Origin of the sequence: Alistipes sp. CAG:29, from assembly GCF_000435435.1 — a bacterium.
GTDB lineage: Bacteria > Bacteroidota > Bacteroidia > Bacteroidales > Rikenellaceae > Alistipes > Alistipes onderdonkii.
Map to the genome: position 1 here is coordinate 32,343 of NZ_FR893489.1, position 16,044 is coordinate 48,386.

Genomic DNA, 16,044 nt, shown 5'->3' on the forward strand with positions numbered 1-16,044 from the left:
CACGCAGATACGCCGGCTGAACCGTTTTACGAAAAATATCACGGTCATTTACGACGGAGACTCGGCGGGTATCCACGCTTCGCTGCGCGGGATCGACATGATCCTCCGGGAGGGGATGAACGTGCGCGTGGTGCTGCTGCCCGAACCCGAGGATCCCGACTCCTTCGCCCGGGCGCACACTGCGGCCGAGGTGCAGGAATATATCCGGGCCAACGAGCAGGATTTCCTGGCCTTCAAAGCAAAATTGCTGTTGGAGGCCGCCCAGGGCGACCCGATCCGGAAGGCGGCGCTGATCGCCGACATGGTGCAGTCGATCGCGCAGATTCCCGATCCGATCCAGCGGTCGGTTTACATCAAGGAGTGCGCGCGGATCATGGACATCGACGAGAACATCCTGATCTCGGAGGTGGCGCGCAAGCGCATGGCGACGACCGGCGACCGCGAGGCTGACGAATTCGTACGCCGCCAGACGGCGTTGCGGAAGGCGGAGGCTCCGCAGCCCGAGGTGGAATTCGTGAAGCAGGTCGAGGCAGGGAGCAGCACCGAGGCGCTCGAACGCGAACTGGTGAAATACCTGCTCAAATACGGCCATTGTTCGTTCGAGTTCAAGGAGGGGCGCACGATGGTGGCGTGCAACGTCGCGGAGGTGATCTTCCTGGAACTGGACAGCGACGGGCTTACGTTTCGCAATCCGCTATACAACAGTATTTTGGCAACTTACCGTGAGCAGTGGAAGATTCTCGGTACGGGGGTGGAAGTCCCGGCGCACTTTTTCCTGAACCATCCCGACCCGGAGGTGTGCAACGCCTCGGTCGACATCCTTACGTCGGACGACAATTACGTGGCCAGCCAGCTGTGGCGGCGCAAGGACATCCATGTCGAGAGCGATGCCGAGATGCTGGCCGTAGGGGTGCCGAAGGCCGTGACGCTCTACAAGTCGAAGGTGATCGAAAGCTATATCAAGGAGTGGCAGGCCAAGCTCGCGGACGAGAGCCTCACGGACGAGCAGGTCGGCGAGGTGATCCAGCGGCTGGCCGGGTTCAACAAGGTGAAAGTGACGATTGCAAAGAAATTGCAGCGGTTGATATTATGACCGCGCCCGGCGGAGTGCCGGGCGGGAATATGCCGGGGTTTGAATTTTAAAAGAAAAAAGGGGCGGGTCTCGGGTCGTACACGTATCACTACGCATACCGTGTGCAAACAGAAAATAAACAGAAAGATGTGTAAAACATATCAAAGATAAAAGAATTAGTTACCTTGACCGATTCCCACCCCTGCGAATAAATAGGCAATTATTGTGCCGATTCCGAATATATGAGTGAACAGAAAAAGATAAATATCCGTAACAAGCGCGCGACGTTCGACTATGAGATTCTGGAAGAGTACGTTGCGGGCATCGTGCTCGTTGGTACCGAGATTAAGTCCATCCGTGCGGGCAAGGCTTCGCTGACTGATTCGTTCTGTTATTTCGACAAGGGCGAGCTGTGGATACGGGGTGTCAACATCGCCGAATACGGGTGGGGCACCTGCAACAACCATGCGCCGCGCCGCGACCGGAAACTGCTGCTCAACCGCCGCGAGCTGGACAAACTCCAGCGTGCGGGGCAGGACAAGGGCCTCACGATCGTGGGGCTGCGCCTGTTCCTGAACGAACGGGGACTGGCCAAGGTCGTGGTCGGGCTGGCCCGGGGCCGGAAGACCTATGACAAGCGCGAATACCTGAAGGAAAACGATGCCAAGCGTGAGATCGACAAGGCGATGAAAAATTACAAACGATGATACGAGCTGTTTTCCTCGATGTGGACGGTACGCTGATCAGTTTCAAGACCCATGAAATACCCGCTTCGGCACGCGATGCCCTGGTGCGGGCGCATGCGCGGGGCATCCGGCTCTTTATCGCTACGGGGCGTGCGGCGAACGACCTCGCTCCGCTCGAGGGGATTCCCTACGACGGCGTGGTGTCGCTCAACGGCGCACGGTGTGTGGCTGCCGACGGGCGTGTGGTAAGCCAGCACCCGATTCCGCGGGCCAATTTCGAACGCGCCATGGAGCTCTCCTCGCAGATGGGATTCCCGCTGGCGCTGGAACTGGAGAGCGGTGTATTCGTCAACCGTGTGACGCCCGAGGTGGAACGGCTGGCGCATATGGTCGCGCATCCCGTGCCCGAGCAGACCGACCTCCGTGCGCTTTTCGGCCGGAGCGAGTGCTGCCAGATGTGTTTCTATCTGGATACGGAGACCGAACGGCGCGTTATGGCGCAGTTGCCCGGGCTTGCGGCGAGCCGGTGGTGCCCGATTTTCGCCGACATCAATGTCGCAGGCATCGACAAGGCCACGGGTATGAGGGAATTTATGTCCGCCTGCGGATTACGGGCTTCGGAGGTCGCGGCCTTCGGCGACGGCGGCAACGACGTGGCGATGTTGTCTGCCGCGGGGGTGGGGATTGCCATGGGCAATGCCTGCGACGAGGCGCTGAACGCCGCCGACTACGTGACCGCTACGGTCGATGAGGACGGCATTGCCCGGGCGCTGGGGCATCTGGGTATTCTGGACGATTGAGTTTGAATTTATCGAAGATATGAGCTTGATTCTATGTGTCGAGACCGGTACGGACGTTTGTTCGGTCGGTATTGCAAAGGACGGGGAGCTGCTTTCGCTGCGCGAGAGCGACGAAGGGCGCGACCACGCCCGCAAGGTCGGCGTGTTCGTCGACGAGCTTTTGCGCGAAACGGGCATTGCGCCCGACGAACTGGATGCTGTGGCCGTGGGCAAGGGCCCCGGCTCCTATACGGGGCTGCGGATCGGCGTTTCGTTCGCCAAGGGGCTGTGCTACGGGGTGCGTAAGCCGCTGGTGGCCGTCGGGTCGCTCGATGCGCTGGCCGAAGTGGCGCTCGAAGATTACGAAGCCGGAATTCTTTCCGTCCCCGACTGGGAACATGCCTACCTCTGCCCGATGGTCGATGCCCGCCGCATGGAGGTCTATGCGCAGGTATTCGATACGGCCGGAAAGCCCCTTAACGAGGTTTCGGCCGAGGTCGTCGACGGGGAGAGTTTTGCGCACTTCCGTGCGCAGGGGAGGCCGTTCGTGATCTTCGGCAGCGGGGCCCGCAAATGCGCCGGGATACTGCCCGACGCCGTGCTTGTCGAGGTAGCCCCTTCCGCACGCGGGCTTGCGCGGCTGGCCCAGCGTGCGCTCGATGCGGGATGCACGGAAGATATCGCCTATTTCGAACCTTTCTACCTGAAGGATTTTGTCGTTACGACGTCGAAGAAAAAGTTGTTTTGACGGTGTTTTTCATGCTGTGGCGTCCTGCATGGCCGTAAGACCCGGGGCTTTTCGGGGTTGCTGTACGGCGAACCCACAGAATCGGGGTTTCGGCGGGAGTGTATCGGTATGACGGAAGCGGAGTTGATAAAATGCCTGTCGGAGCGGTTTTATTCCGATTTTGCCGACACGGTGGCCCGGCGCGTGCGCGATGCGGATGCCGTGGGGTTGCTGTATGAGGTGGTGACCTCCCGCTGCGAGGGGTTGCCGCGTGCCGTGGGGCACAAGGTGGCTTTCCGGGGTGCGTATGTGCTCGAAAAGATCTATTTCGACGCCCCGGATTCGTTCATGCCCTATGCCGGCCTGTTTTGCCGGACGGATTTCCCGGCCTGCGCCGATCCCAGCGCCCGGCGCCATTTCGCAAAGGTCATGGCCGACCTGCTGGGGCGTTACACGCCCGAGGTGCGGGATATGGAGCGGATTGCCGAGGCTGCCGCCCGGTGGGCAGTCGATCCGGGGGCGAAGGTCGCCGTGAAGATTTGGGCGGTCGAGGTGCTGAAGCATTGCCGGCAGCGTGTCGGCTGGGTTCAGGAGGTGTGGGACGACCTTGTGGAGACGATGGCGCACGACGCAACGCCGGGGATCGAAGTGCGGATGCGCAAAAGCTGGAAGGAATCCAGCAGGCCGTGAGTCGGGTTTTGCGCACGACATGGGAAATCTCCTGCCGGGAAATGTAAAAGCCCGCCGAACATCGGCGGGCTTTTGCATGTTATAGGGGGCTTTGCCCTCCCCGTGTTCCTCTGTACCCGGGTATCCGGGCTGGCGCGCCGGGCATTTCGGTTATTCTTCGCCTCCGGCTCCGGGAACCGGATTCCCGCCCCCGGTTTCGGCGGCGGGGATGCCCGGGAGGTCGTCCTCCCCGGCGGCTTCAAGCGTGCGCGCGGAGTGCTGTTTCTTGGTTTGCAGGCGCGCCGTCCTGCGCAGCCGTTCCCCGACGCGGATGATGTTGTCGTTGCCCGTGCAGAGCCGTTTGTAGGCGTCGTCATAGGCGTCGCGTGCCTTGTCCAGTGCCGTGCCGACCCCTTCGAGCGAACCGGTGAAGGCCACCAGTTGTTCATAGAGTTTCAGCCCGCATGCGGCGATGTCTCTGGTGTTCTTGTCCTGGTCGTTGTATTTCCACAGGTCGGCGACCAGTTTGAGCAGGGCGAAAAGGTTCGTCGGCGACGAGATGATGACCTTCTTGTCGTAGGCGTCCGACCAAATGGCCGCGTCGTTCTGCAATGCGGCGAGGAAGGCCGGCTCGTTGGGGATGAACATGATGACGAAGTCGGGCGAGTTGAGCAGGCGCTGGTACTCCTTGCGTCCCAGTTCGTTGACGTGCTGGCGGACGGAGGCCGTGTGCGCTGCGAGGTAGCGGCGGCGCTCCTCTTCGGTCTCGGCCGAGGTGTAGCCTACGAAAGCCGTGAGCGAAACCTTCGAGTCGATGACGATGTCTTTCTTCTCGGGCAGGTGCAGCACGACGTCGGGGCGCAGGTTGTGTCCCTCGGCGTCCTTGATGTTGTATTGCGTTTCGTAGTGGATGCCCTTGATGAGCGCCGAACTGTCCAGGATCGTTTCCAGCAGCATTTCTCCCCAGTCGCCCTGCACTTTCGAATTGCCTTTCAGTGCGTTCGTCAGGTTCGTGGTCTCGGTCGTGATGCGCCGGTTGAGCTCCATCAGGTTTTTCAGTTCGGCCTTCAGTTCGCCGCGCTGAGCCGTCTGCGTGGTGTAGATGTCCTCGACGCGCTTGCGGAATTCGGCGATGTTGTCTCGGAAGGGTTTGAGCAGCACGTCGAGCGACTCCTTGTTGGTCTCCTTGAAATGCTTGGACTGCTCGCCCAGGATCTCGGTCGCAAGGTTGCGGAACTGGGCCCGGAAAGTCTCCTCCAGCTTTTCGCGCTCGGCTTTTTCGGCCGCGCGATCCTCGGCGTTCTTCGCGCGCAGCGATGCGATCTCGGCCTCGGACGAGGCGCGGAGTGCCGCCAGTTCCGCTTCGGTACGCGTCCGCTGCTCGGTCAGCGCCTGCACCTGTCCTTCGTAGCGCTGCCGCAACTCTTTTTCCGCGGACAAGGCTTGTTCCGCGGCGGCCAGCCGGGCTTCGGCCGCCGCCAGCCGTGACGTGGCATCGCGCTCGCGGGCTTCGGAGGCTTGGTTATCAGCGGCAAGCCGCCGGGTGTCCCTGCGCCAGAGTACGAGGAACAGGGCGACGGGCACTGCCAGGCTGCACGTAGCGGCCAATATGAAAAGGGTGGTAGGAGTCATCGTGTGTTTTTGTGTCTGTTTCCATGCAAAAATAGCAATTTATTCCCGGAAAACACCCCGTACCGAGGCATGTGCGTTAATTTAGCCCCGCAACGCAATTTTTAGTCCCGATGTCGCAGGTTGTTACGTATTTTTTTATAGCTTTGTTTGTTCCAAATACGGATTCAAATAATTTCGAATATGAAAAAAACGTTACGATCCCTGAAGCTGGCCTGCCTCGCTGCAGTGTCCATGCTGGTTGTTTCCTGCGGCGGAAGTGCCGATTACCGCAATTTCCTGCCTGCCGATTCCTTTATGACGATGTCGGTCAACCCCGCTTCGCTTCTGCAGAAGAGCGATGCCGGCGATATCGAGCAGCATCCGCTCTTCATCCGGCTCAAGGCCGAGCTCGACAAGGCCGATGGCATCACTGCCGAAGAGAAGGAATACCTGCTGGCCCTGCTGAAGAACCCCTGTGAATCGGGTATCGACCTGAAAAAAGACCTGTTCTTCTTCATCTCGATGGATGGCGCGATGCAGTCCCCGAATGTCCGGGGCGGTGTGTTGCTGCCTATCGGCGATAAGGCGAAACTGGACGCGCTGCTCGCCCGTATCAACGAGAAAAGCGGCATTGCACCCCGGAACGAGGGCGGTATCTCGGTCATCGCATTGGGCGAGGACAGCTCCGTGAGCGGGTTGTGCGCCTACAACGATGTGGCTGTCATGCTCTATTTCGCGCAGGGTTCGTCGCAAAGCGGACTCGATGCCGTTAAGAAACTCTTTGCCCAGAAGAGCGGCGAGAGCCTGATGGGTGACAAAGTCGTTGCCGGGCAGCTCTCCGAGAAGAACGACATCAACATGGTGATGGTCTATTCGGCACTGGTGTCGATAATGGATAGCAACCCGATGATGAGTTCGATGCCGATGATGGAAGCCCTCAAGGGTGCCACGCTGGCAAGTTCCGTCAATTTCGAGAAGGGACGGATCGTTTGCGATGCCGCCGTGTCGTACAAGGACAAGGAGAGCGAACAGAAGATGATGGATTTTTACGCCTACGTGAAGCCCCAGACAGGCGCCCTGTTGCGCTACGTACCCCGGAATACGATCGGTGCGATGGCCTACGGCCTCGACGGCGAGAAGATGTACTCGGTATTCTCCGCAATGCCCGGTTACGGTATGCTGATGGCCAACCCGATGGTCAAGCAGGTGATGGATGCCTTCAGCGGCGACTGCGTGATTTCGTTCTCGGGAATTACTCCCGACCGGTATCCCGTGGCATCGCTGCTGACCCAGGTGAAGGATCCCGCCGTGTTGCAGACGATTGTCTCCAACCTCTCCGGCATGCCCATCCAGAAGGCGGGCGAAGGCGAGTATACGATCAGCATGGGCGGCGTCACGGTGATGTTCGGCGTGAAGGGCGACGTGCTCTACTGTACGACCGATGCGGTTGTGAAATCGGCGCTCGACGGTGCGGATATCGAATCGCTGGCTTCGATGAGCAAGATATTCAAGGGCCAGTCGGGAAGCTTCTACGTCGATTTCGAGGGTGTGAACGCGCTGACCGCACAGCTTGTCGGCGGGAATGTCGACCCGCAGGTCGAGGCCGCGCTCTCCGTGCTGGCCATGTTCGAAGACCTGGAAGCCTATGGTACGATGAAGGGCGGAACTGCCGTAGTCAATATGACGGACAAGGAGCAGAACTCCTTTAAGACCATCTGCGACAAAATCGGCGAGCTGATCCGCCTGTACGTGCCGGAGGCAAATCTGTAATAACCTCCGGGGTTTATGGGAAACGGCCGTCCGGGATTCGAACGGCCGTTTCCCTTGAAATAAAGAACGTATGGAATCGATAACTTTGCAACGGGTGCTGCCCTGCGTGTTCGCGGGGGAGGCAGCCCCGCGGGATTCGGGGGTCTGGTCGCAGGAGGTAACCTTCCGCAAGGGGGAGTACTGCCTGCTCGAGGCGGCTTCGGGGACGGGAAAAACTTCGCTGTGCCACTTCCTCTACGGCATCCGGGAGGATTACACGGGGAAGATACTCTTCGACGGGGCGGATTGCCGCGGCTTTTCCGCCGCGGCGTGGAGCGGCCTGCGCCGCAGGTCGCTGAGTATGCTTTTCCAGGATTTGCGTCTTTTCGGCGAATTGACCGTCGCGGAGAATATCGGCCTGAAAAACGAGCTCACGCATTTCAAGACGCAGGAGCAGATCGGGCGAATGCTCGAGGCTGCGGGTATCGCCGATAAGCGGGATGCCCCGGTCGAAAAGCTCTCCTTCGGACAGCAGCAGCGCGTGGCCTTCATTCGCTGCATGTGCCAGCCGTTCGATTTCATCCTGCTCGACGAGCCCGTCAGCCACCTCGATGCCGCTAACGGGGAATTGCTCTCCGGGATGTTGCTGGAAGAGGCGCAGGCGCAGGGGGCGGGCATCGTCGTCACCTCGGTGGGCAGCCGGCTCGGGCTTCCCTACCATAAAACCCTTACGCTATGACGCTGCTTTGGAAATTGCTGCGCAGCCATCTGAGCGTCGCGCAGACCGTAGGTTTCGCCCTCGCCGGGGTCGTGGGCATGACCATCGTGCTCACCTCGGTGCAGGCTTACCGCGATGTCATGCCGGTCTTCGATGCCCCCGATTCGTTCATGCGGGGCGATTACCTTGTGCTTTCGAAACGGGTCGGCGCGCTCCAGACGATCGGGTTGGGGAGCAGCGACTTTACCCCCGGGGAGCTGGAGGAGTTGGGCGGACAGCCTTTCGTCCGGGATGTCGGGGCTTTCACGCCGGCGGACTACCGGGTGAAGGGTACGGTGGGCATGGGCGGCGTGCAGCTCTCGACCTACCTGTTTTTCGAGGCGGTGCCCGACCGCTTCCTCGATGTCGCCTCCGGGAAGTGGAAATACGAACCCGGCGACGGGGACATCCCCATCATCATCCCGCGCAATTACCTGAACCTCTACAATTACGGGTTTGCCAAGTCGCAGGGGCTGCCGCAGATTTCGGAGGGGATATTCCAGCGGGTTTCGCTCGGCATCGAGGTCGCCGGCAACGGGCGGACTGAACAGTTCCGGGGCCGTATCGTCGGGTTGTCGAACCGCCTCAATACGATCCTCGTTCCGGAGTCTTTCATCCGCTGGTCGAACGGGCGGTTCGGCCAGGGCGGGGAGAAACAGGCATCGCGGGTCATCGTCGAGACCGACCGTCCTGTCGATGCCGCGATTTCGGCTTACCTCGACGGCAAGGGCTATGAGGCCGAAGGCGACCGCCGTGACGACGGGAAGGCTGCCTATTTCCTGCAACTTGCGGCCGGAGGACTCGGAGGGGTGGGGCTGGTGTTCAGCGTGATGTCCTTCTACATTCTGATGCTGAGCATTTTCCTGCTCTTGCAGAAGAACAGCGCGAAACTGGAGACCCTGCTTCTGCTGGGTTATGCACCGGGGCGTGTGGCACGGCCGTATTGGTTGCTGACCCTGTGGCTCAACCTGGGTGTCCTCGTCGTGGCCGTGGTGCTGTCGTGGCTGGTGCGTATGTGGTACCTGCCCGAACTGGCGGCATTGCAGGAGGGGTATGCCCCCTCCGGGGTCGGCGTTACATGGGCATGCGGCATAGGGCTTGCATTGCTGCTTTCACTGTCCAACGGCATTGCGATACGCCGGAGGATCGACACCCTGAACCGGAAAAGATCCTGACCGGCAGTTCTTTCGGGACGGAATCCCCGGAAAGACCGTGCGACAGGGAACCGGCATTCGGAATCCCGAACTGCAACCCCGAACCCCAAAACCCGGGTTTGCGGGGACGGAATCCCGCTCCGAAGCATGGGAAACTGCCGGGAAATGACTATATTTGTCGTAAGTAATATTCGAACCATGAACAGAATCGTAGCACCTTCGATGCTTTCGGCCGATTTCGGCCACCTGGAACGCGACACGCAGATGGTCGACCGCAGTGCGGCCGAGTGGGTACATATCGACGTGATGGACGGCGTGTTCGTCCCCAATATCTCCTTCGGGTTCCCGGTGCTGAAGGCCATCCGCAAGGTGACCGCAAAGTGCCTCGACGTGCACCTGATGATCGTCGAGCCGGAGCGTTACGTAGCGCGTTTCGCCGAGGCGGGCGCCGACATCGTGACCTTCCACTACGAAGCCACGTACGATCCCAGGGGGTGCATCGAAATGATCCGCAAGGCCGGTGCGAAGGCCGGGGTGTCGATCAAGCCGGCGACTTCGGTCGAGGTGCTGCGCGATATCCTCCCGCTGGTCGACCTGGTGCTGGTGATGAGCGTCGAACCCGGTTTCGGCGGGCAGTCGTTCATCCCGGCTTCGATCGGGAAGATCGAAGTCCTGCGGGCGATGGCCCGGGAGCTGGGCTTGCAGACCGTCATCGAGGTCGACGGCGGCATCTCGTCGCACAATGCCCGCGAGGTTTATCAGGCGGGTGCCGACGTGCTGGTTGCCGGCAATGCCGTTTTCGGTGCCGCAGACCCGCAGGCCGAAATCGTGCGGATGCTCAACGCCTGAACCTGCGTTCGGCCTCGCGGATGAACCGCAGGTGGCGTTCCGACTTTTCCATGACTGTGTTTGTTTCGAACTCCAAAGATACCATATGTCGGATTAAATCACTAACTTTGCCGTGATTTTAGACAGACCATGATATCTCTTGACAACCTTACAGTAAGTTACGGGGGCTGGACGCTCTTCGACAACATATCGTTCCTGATAAACCCCAAAGACCGCATCGGCCTCGTCGGCCGGAACGGGGCGGGCAAAACCACGCTGCTGCGCATCATTACGGGCGAGCAGCAACCGACCTCGGGCAGCGTGACCCTGAACGGCGACTGTACGATCGGCTACCTGCCGCAGACCATGCGTGTGGCCGATACGACGACGCTCGTCGAGGAGACCGCCAAGGCGTTCGAGGAGGTGCTGCGCCTCGAGGCCGAGATCGAGCATCTGACGCGCGAGATCGCGGAGCGTACCGACTACGAAAGCGACGGTTATGCGCAGCTGTTGCACCGCCTGAACGATGCGCAGGATCACTACCATATCCTCGGCGGCGAGACCCGCGAAGCGGATATCGAAAAGACGCTGCTGGGGCTCGGGTTCAAACGCGGGGATTTCGGACGCCCGACGAGCGAATTCTCGGGCGGCTGGCGCATGCGTATCGAGCTGGCGAAACTACTGTTGCGCCGTCCCTCGATCTTCCTGCTCGACGAGCCGACGAACCACCTCGACATCGAGTCGATCCAGTGGCTCGAGGATTACCTGAAGAATTACAGCGGCGCCGTGCTGCTGATCTCTCACGACCGAGCTTTCCTCGACAACGTCACTAACCGCACGATCGAACTCTCGCTGGGCAAAGCGACCGATTACAAGGTTTCCTATTCGAAATACGTCGTGCTGCGCGCCGAACGCAGGGCGCAGCAGATGGCTGCCTATGAAAACCAGCAGCGCATGATCGAAAAGACCGAGGAGTTCATCGAGAAGTTCCGCTACAAACCCACCAAGTCGAACCAGGTACAGTCGCGCATCAAGCAGCTCGAACGCCTCGAACGGCTCGAGGTCGAGGAGGAAGACCTGGCGACGCTCAATATCAAGTTCCCGCCCGCACCCCGCTCGGGACAGATCGTGGCCGAGATCAACGAAGCCGGGATGTCGTTCGGGGCGAAGCATGTCTTCAGCGGCGCGAATTTCATCATCGGGAAGGGCGACAAGATCGCCCTTGTCGGCCGTAACGGCGAAGGCAAGACCACGCTGGCGCGGATGCTCGTCGGGCAACTGACGCCGACCGAAGGTTCGGTGCGGCTCGGTGCCAACGTCAATATCGGCTACTATGCCCAGAACCAGGATGACTTGATGGACGGCGAATTCACGGTGTACGATACGCTCGACCGCGTGGCCGTAGGGGACATCCGTACCCGCCTGCGCGATATCCTCGGGGCGTTCCTGTTCCGCGGCGAGGATATCGACAAAAAGGTCAAGGTGCTTTCGGGCGGCGAGCGGGCACGTCTGGCCATGGCCCGCATGATGCTCGAACCGCGCAACCTGCTGGTACTGGACGAGCCGACCAACCACATGGACATGCGTTCGAAGGACATCCTCAAGAATGCCATCATGAAGTACGACGGCACGGTCGTCGTCGTGTCGCACGACCGCGAATTCCTCGACGGCATGGTGCAGAAGGTCTATGAGTTCCGCGACGGCGGGGTGAAGGAGTACCTCGGGGGTATCTACTATTTCCTCGAAAAGCGGAAGCTGGAATCGCTTCAGGAGGTCGAACGCAGGGACACCCCGCAGAAACCCGCCCTGCAGGCAACTCCGAAACCCGAGGCCGCCGTTTCCGGCAAACTCACTTACGAGCAGCGCAAGGAGCAGGAGAAACAGCTGCGCAAGCTGCGCCGGACGGTCGAGGGGATAGAGTCGGAACTTGCCGCAATCGAAAAACAGATCGCCGCCTACGATGCGAAATTCGCTGCGGCGACCGCCTACGACGAAGCCGACTACAAGGCCTACAACGACCTGAAAGCCCGTTACGACCATCAGATGCACGAGTGGGAGAAGGCATCGTACGAACTGGAACTCGTCGAAGAACAGTGATTTCCGGGAAATCCGGCTGAACCTTGTGCCGCCCGCCCCGGGGCAAATGAAAAATAAGCTGCTATGGACAACATTATTTTCGGGATACGTCCCGTGGCCGAAGCCATCGAGGCTGGACGCCAGATCGAGAAACTCTACATCCGCAAAGGTGCCGAAGGGCAGCTGATGACGGAGTTGAAAGACCTCTGCATCCGTCACCGCGTGCGGATGCAGGAGGTGCCTGTCGAAAAGCTCAACCGCCTCACACGCGGCAACCACCAGGGTGTCGTGGCGCAGATTTCGGCCATCGAATATGTCGGGCTGGCCGACATCCTGGAACGGGTGCCCGAGGACGAGACGCCGCTGGTGGTGATCTTCGACGGGGTGACCGACGTCCGCAATTTCGGCGCCATCGCCCGCTCGGCCGAGTGCGCCGGGGCGCACGGTCTGGTGACGCCGCTGAAGAATTCGGCCCCCGTGAATGCCGAGGCAATCCGCTCGTCGGCCGGGGCGCTGACGACGATCCCGGTCTGCCGCGTGGGGTCGATCCGCAATACGATCAAGCAGCTCCAGACCGAAGGGTTTCAGATCGTCGCCGCGACCGAGAAGAGCCGCAAACTGCTCTACGATGCCGATTTCCGCAAGCCTACGGCCCTGGTGATGGGCGCCGAGGATACGGGCATCTCGAAGGAGGTACTCAAACTCTGCGACGAACAGCTGGCAATCCCCCTGATCGGGCATATCGAATCGCTGAACGTCTCGGCCGCAGCGGCCGTGATGCTTTTCGAGGTCGTGCGCCAGCGTATCGGACAATAAACGAAAACCATGAAAGCGAAACTCGGACATTACGTGCAGTGGCTTCGGGAGGGGTTTCTGCAAATGCTGCGCCTGCACCCTGTGGAGGCGGGATTGATTGCCCTCGGTTGCGTGGGCTGCATGGTCGCCTACGAGACGGACAGCGACGACATCCTGGTCAGGCTGGCGCTCGTGCCGCTGGCCTTCGCTGTTGCGCTGGCCTTCAATAACCTTGCGGGGCCGGGGCCGTGGCGGAAAGTCTACTGGGTATGCTGGGCGCCTTTCGTGCCGTTCGCGCTCTGGGGAGGTCTGGAAGAGTGGCTCGCCAGCGAGCCGTCGTTCATCACCTTCGGCATCCTGGCGCCCTTGGCGCTGCTGCTCTGCCGCCGTGCCGTGTGCAACAAGCGGTTCGTCGACGACATCATGGTGTGGCTGCGTTCGGGCATCCTCGCTGCACTCTTCGCCAATGTAGCGCTGGGGTTGTTCTCCGCCATCTTCTTCTCCACGACCTATATCTTCGGGCTCGAAGGGAGTTGGATCGAGCATGTCTGGATCTATGCGCTGATCCTTTTCGAGACCTTCGCCGGCCCGGTGCTTTTCCTGATGATGTACGACCGTTGGGCCGGTGCCGAATGCCGCGGCACTCGCATCCTCGACGTGTTGCTGAACTATATCGTGACGCCCGCACTGCTGATCTACACCGCCATACTCTGCCTTTACATGGTCAAGATCCTCGTTACGTGGTCTTTGCCCGAGGGCGGGGTGGCCTATCTGGTGTTCGGGTTCACGCTGCTGGCCATTGCGGTCAAGGCGTTGCAGCCGTTGTTGCAGAAACGCATGTACGACTGGTTCTTCGACCGTTTCAGCCTGGTGTCGTTGCCTACGCAGCTGCTGTTCTGGATCGGCGTCCTGCGTCGTACGAACGAATACGGGCTTACCGAACCGCGCGTATACCTGCTTGTCTGCGGCGGGCTGATGACGCTCTGCGTGCTGTTGTTCCTCTCGCGCCGTACCGGGCGCTACCTGTACGTCGGCCTGGCGGGGTTCGTCTGCTTTGCGGCTCTGGCCTACCTGCCTGTGCTCGAACCGCAACGCATAGCGACCGGCTCGCAGGTGCGCCGTGCCGTCCGTGTGGCAAAACAGCTTAACATGCTCGACGGCGAGGGCCGGCTGCAACTGGACGCCTTTGTTCCCGACACCCTGCTGCGCGGGGATTACCGCCGCCTTTACGAGGCGCTCGACTACGTTGCCGACCATGATACGCTGGCCTTCGCCCGGTTCGGGGTGGAGCTCGGCAAAGTCCGCGAGGCAGTGCCGGATGTGTTCCGCGATTATGTGGTCTACGGCTACGATTACCGTACCGATGACAACTGGGTGTCGGTGTACCCGGACGGGGTGCGACGCATCGACCTTGCCCCAGGGTATCGGGTGCTGTATGCCAATCTTTCGTACAATCGTTACGACCAGGGCCGTATCCCGTATTACCGGTTCGAGGATGATACGCTGCGGATCGACTTCGGCACGGAACGCTCCGAATTCGTAATTTCCGCACCCGCCTTGTTGCAGCGGCAACTGCGGCATGCGGGTAAGGGAGATTATCCCCTGCCCTCTGAGCTGGAGAACGCTGCCGATGAACTCCTGACCTATTCGGATGAAGAGTTGTTGATCCTGTTTTCCAGTATGAGCATCGAACGGCGGGATTCTGCGCTTCGCCTCGACGATGTGGATATCTCGGCCATTATGGCCCGTTAGGCATGCTTACGACCGTCGAACATCCCCGGCTGGGTGAGGTCGTCCTCTCCCAGTCGCGCCGCGCACGCCGCATTTCGATCAGCGTGCGCGGGACGGGGTGTGTCCGCCTGTCATTCCCTTACGGGGTTTCCGCGCGGCGGGCGATGGAATTTCTCGAACGCAAAGCCGGATGGGTCGAGGCGGCCCGGGCACGGCTTGCGCAGCGGCGTGCCGCACTGCCGCCGCAGTTGCCTCCTGCCGAGGAGAAAGCCCGCATCGAAGAGCTGCGGCGCGCCGCCAAGGCCGACCTGCCCGACCGTATCGGGCGGATCTCCCGCATTACGGGGCTGAAGTACAACAAACTGACGATCCGTGCCTCGCGTACGAAGTGGGGTAGCTGTACCGGGACGAACAACATTTCGCTGAGCCTTTTCCTGATGGTGCTTCCCGAACACCTGCGCGATTTCGTCATCGTCCACGAGCTGTGCCATACCGTCCATCACGACCATTCCCCGAAGTTCCATGCGTTGGTCGACCGTCTGGTCGGGGGCAATGAAAAAGCCCTTAACCGGGAGTTAAAGGCTTTTTCGATTCGGGGCTGACGCCCCACCCAAACATAACAATCCTATTAAAGGGAACCATCCGCTCCGCGGCGGCCGTTCGGGCTGCCGTGAAGCCTCGCTATTTCCGTTGTTTAACCAAATATTGTTCTTCCCGGTATGTGAAGCTGATGAAGAGGAAGGCCAGTGCGCACGCCGCGAGCAGCATGATGAATCCCCAGTCCCAGCCCAGGTGCTGTACGATCGAACCCATGGCGATGTTGGCGAGGATGGCCGTGCCGAAGAAGTATCCGAAGAATCCGGTCAGTCCGGCGGCTGTCCCGGCGGCCTTCTTGGGTGCGAGGTCGAGGGCCTGTACGCCGATCAGCATCACGGGGCCGTAGATCAGGAATCCGATGGCGATCAGCGATATGTTGTCCAGCAGTACGCTGTCCATGTTTTTCCAGTAGATCACGACGAAGACCGCGACGAGTGCCATGTAGATCATGGTCGTGATGGCCCGGCGTCCTTTGAAGACCTTGTCCGACAACCATCCGCAGATGATCGTGCCGGGGATGGCAGCCCATTCGTATGCCGAGTAGGCCCAGCCCACATCCTTGATGTCATAACCCTTGATGTCCTTCAGGTAGGTCGGCGCCCAGTCCAGTACGCCGTAACGCACCAGATACACGAATGCATTGGCAAAGGCTATATACCAGAGTATCTTGTTGTTGAGTACGTATTTGAAGAAGATTTCCTTCGTCGTAAGCTCCTGTTCCGACTTCTCGCTGTAATTTTTGGGGTAGTCGTTGCGGTATTTCTCGATGGGCGGGAGCCCGGTCGACTGGGGCGTGTCGCGGATCAGCAGGTA

Annotated in this window: 14 protein-coding genes and 1 pseudogene (1 of these 15 cut by a window edge); 13 read left to right on the forward strand and 2 right to left on the reverse strand. The window is 60.3% G+C overall.

Going from position 1 to position 16,044, the window contains the following annotated elements:
* The 5 genes and pseudogenes from dnaG to QVP03_RS11300 form a co-directional block, all read left to right on the forward strand.
* Positions 1–1,093, forward strand: a pseudogene (gene dnaG, locus QVP03_RS11280) (DNA primase); it begins 910 nt to the left of the window's first position.
* A gap of 221 nt (positions 1,094–1,314) precedes the next feature.
* Positions 1,315–1,779: an SsrA-binding protein SmpB gene (smpB, locus tag QVP03_RS11285; RefSeq protein WP_018695282.1), complete on the forward strand. Its 465-nt coding sequence runs from the start codon at positions 1,315–1,317 to the stop codon at positions 1,777–1,779.
* A complete protein-coding gene (locus QVP03_RS11290) occupies positions 1,776–2,558 on the forward strand; it encodes a Cof-type HAD-IIB family hydrolase (protein ID WP_022333530.1) in 783 nt (260 codons plus the stop codon). The genes smpB and QVP03_RS11290 overlap by 4 nt, the downstream gene beginning before the upstream one ends.
* A 19-nt stretch (positions 2,559–2,577) precedes the next feature.
* Positions 2,578–3,285 carry a tRNA (adenosine(37)-N6)-threonylcarbamoyltransferase complex dimerization subunit type 1 TsaB gene (gene tsaB, locus QVP03_RS11295; protein ID WP_055204310.1) on the forward strand — a complete coding sequence of 236 codons (708 nt, stop codon included), beginning with the start codon at positions 2,578–2,580 and terminating at the stop codon, positions 3,283–3,285.
* A gap of 108 nt (positions 3,286–3,393) precedes the next feature.
* Positions 3,394–3,954 (forward strand): hypothetical protein, encoded by a 561-nt coding sequence (locus tag QVP03_RS11300; RefSeq protein WP_022333532.1) that lies wholly within the window; start codon positions 3,394–3,396, stop codon positions 3,952–3,954.
* A 150-nt stretch (positions 3,955–4,104) separates the two neighbouring features.
* On the opposite strand, the gene rmuC is transcribed toward QVP03_RS11300, so the two are convergent.
* Positions 4,105–5,565 (reverse strand): DNA recombination protein RmuC, encoded by a 1,461-nt coding sequence (rmuC, locus tag QVP03_RS11305; protein WP_022333533.1) that lies wholly within the window; start codon positions 5,563–5,565, stop codon positions 4,105–4,107.
* Between the two features lie 180 nt (positions 5,566–5,745).
* Here rmuC and QVP03_RS11310 point away from each other — a divergent pair, with 180 nt between their 5' ends.
* The 8 genes from QVP03_RS11310 (at position 5,746) to QVP03_RS11345 (ending at position 15,236) form a co-directional block, all read left to right on the forward strand.
* On the forward strand, positions 5,746–7,314 hold the full coding sequence (locus QVP03_RS11310) for a DUF4836 family protein (protein WP_022333534.1): 1,569 nt from the start codon (positions 5,746–5,748) through the stop codon (positions 7,312–7,314).
* A 70-nt stretch (positions 7,315–7,384) separates the two neighbouring features.
* Positions 7,385–8,032, forward strand: coding sequence for an ATP-binding cassette domain-containing protein (locus tag QVP03_RS11315; protein ID WP_022333535.1), 648 nt, complete (start codon positions 7,385–7,387; stop codon positions 8,030–8,032).
* Positions 8,029–9,225, forward strand: coding sequence for a hypothetical protein (locus tag QVP03_RS11320; protein WP_022333536.1), 1,197 nt, complete (start codon positions 8,029–8,031; stop codon positions 9,223–9,225). Before QVP03_RS11315 ends, QVP03_RS11320 begins: the two co-directional genes overlap by 4 nt.
* Before the next feature lie 177 nt (positions 9,226–9,402).
* Positions 9,403–10,053, forward strand: coding sequence for a ribulose-phosphate 3-epimerase (gene rpe / locus QVP03_RS11325; protein WP_217733874.1), 651 nt, complete (start codon positions 9,403–9,405; stop codon positions 10,051–10,053).
* A 129-nt stretch (positions 10,054–10,182) separates the two neighbouring features.
* The gene (gene abc-f, locus QVP03_RS11330) at positions 10,183–12,129 is read left to right on the forward strand and encodes a ribosomal protection-like ABC-F family protein (protein ID WP_022333538.1); all 1,947 of its coding nucleotides are present in this window, start codon (positions 10,183–10,185) and stop codon (positions 12,127–12,129) included.
* A gap of 63 nt (positions 12,130–12,192) precedes the next feature.
* Positions 12,193–12,924, forward strand: a complete 732-nt coding sequence (rlmB, locus tag QVP03_RS11335) for a 23S rRNA (guanosine(2251)-2'-O)-methyltransferase RlmB (RefSeq protein ID WP_022333539.1) — start codon at positions 12,193–12,195, stop codon at positions 12,922–12,924.
* 9 nt (positions 12,925–12,933) lie between these two features.
* Positions 12,934–14,655 (forward strand): DUF4153 domain-containing protein, encoded by a 1,722-nt coding sequence (locus tag QVP03_RS11340; protein ID WP_022333540.1) that lies wholly within the window; start codon positions 12,934–12,936, stop codon positions 14,653–14,655.
* Between the two features lie 2 nt (positions 14,656–14,657).
* The gene (locus QVP03_RS11345) at positions 14,658–15,236 is read left to right on the forward strand and encodes a M48 family metallopeptidase (protein ID WP_022333541.1); all 579 of its coding nucleotides are present in this window, start codon (positions 14,658–14,660) and stop codon (positions 15,234–15,236) included.
* Between the two features lie 79 nt (positions 15,237–15,315).
* Here QVP03_RS11345 and QVP03_RS11350 read toward each other — a convergent pair.
* Positions 15,316–16,044, reverse strand: a 729-nt coding sequence (locus QVP03_RS11350) for an MFS transporter (RefSeq protein WP_288210784.1), incomplete at its 5' end; no start/stop codon positions are given.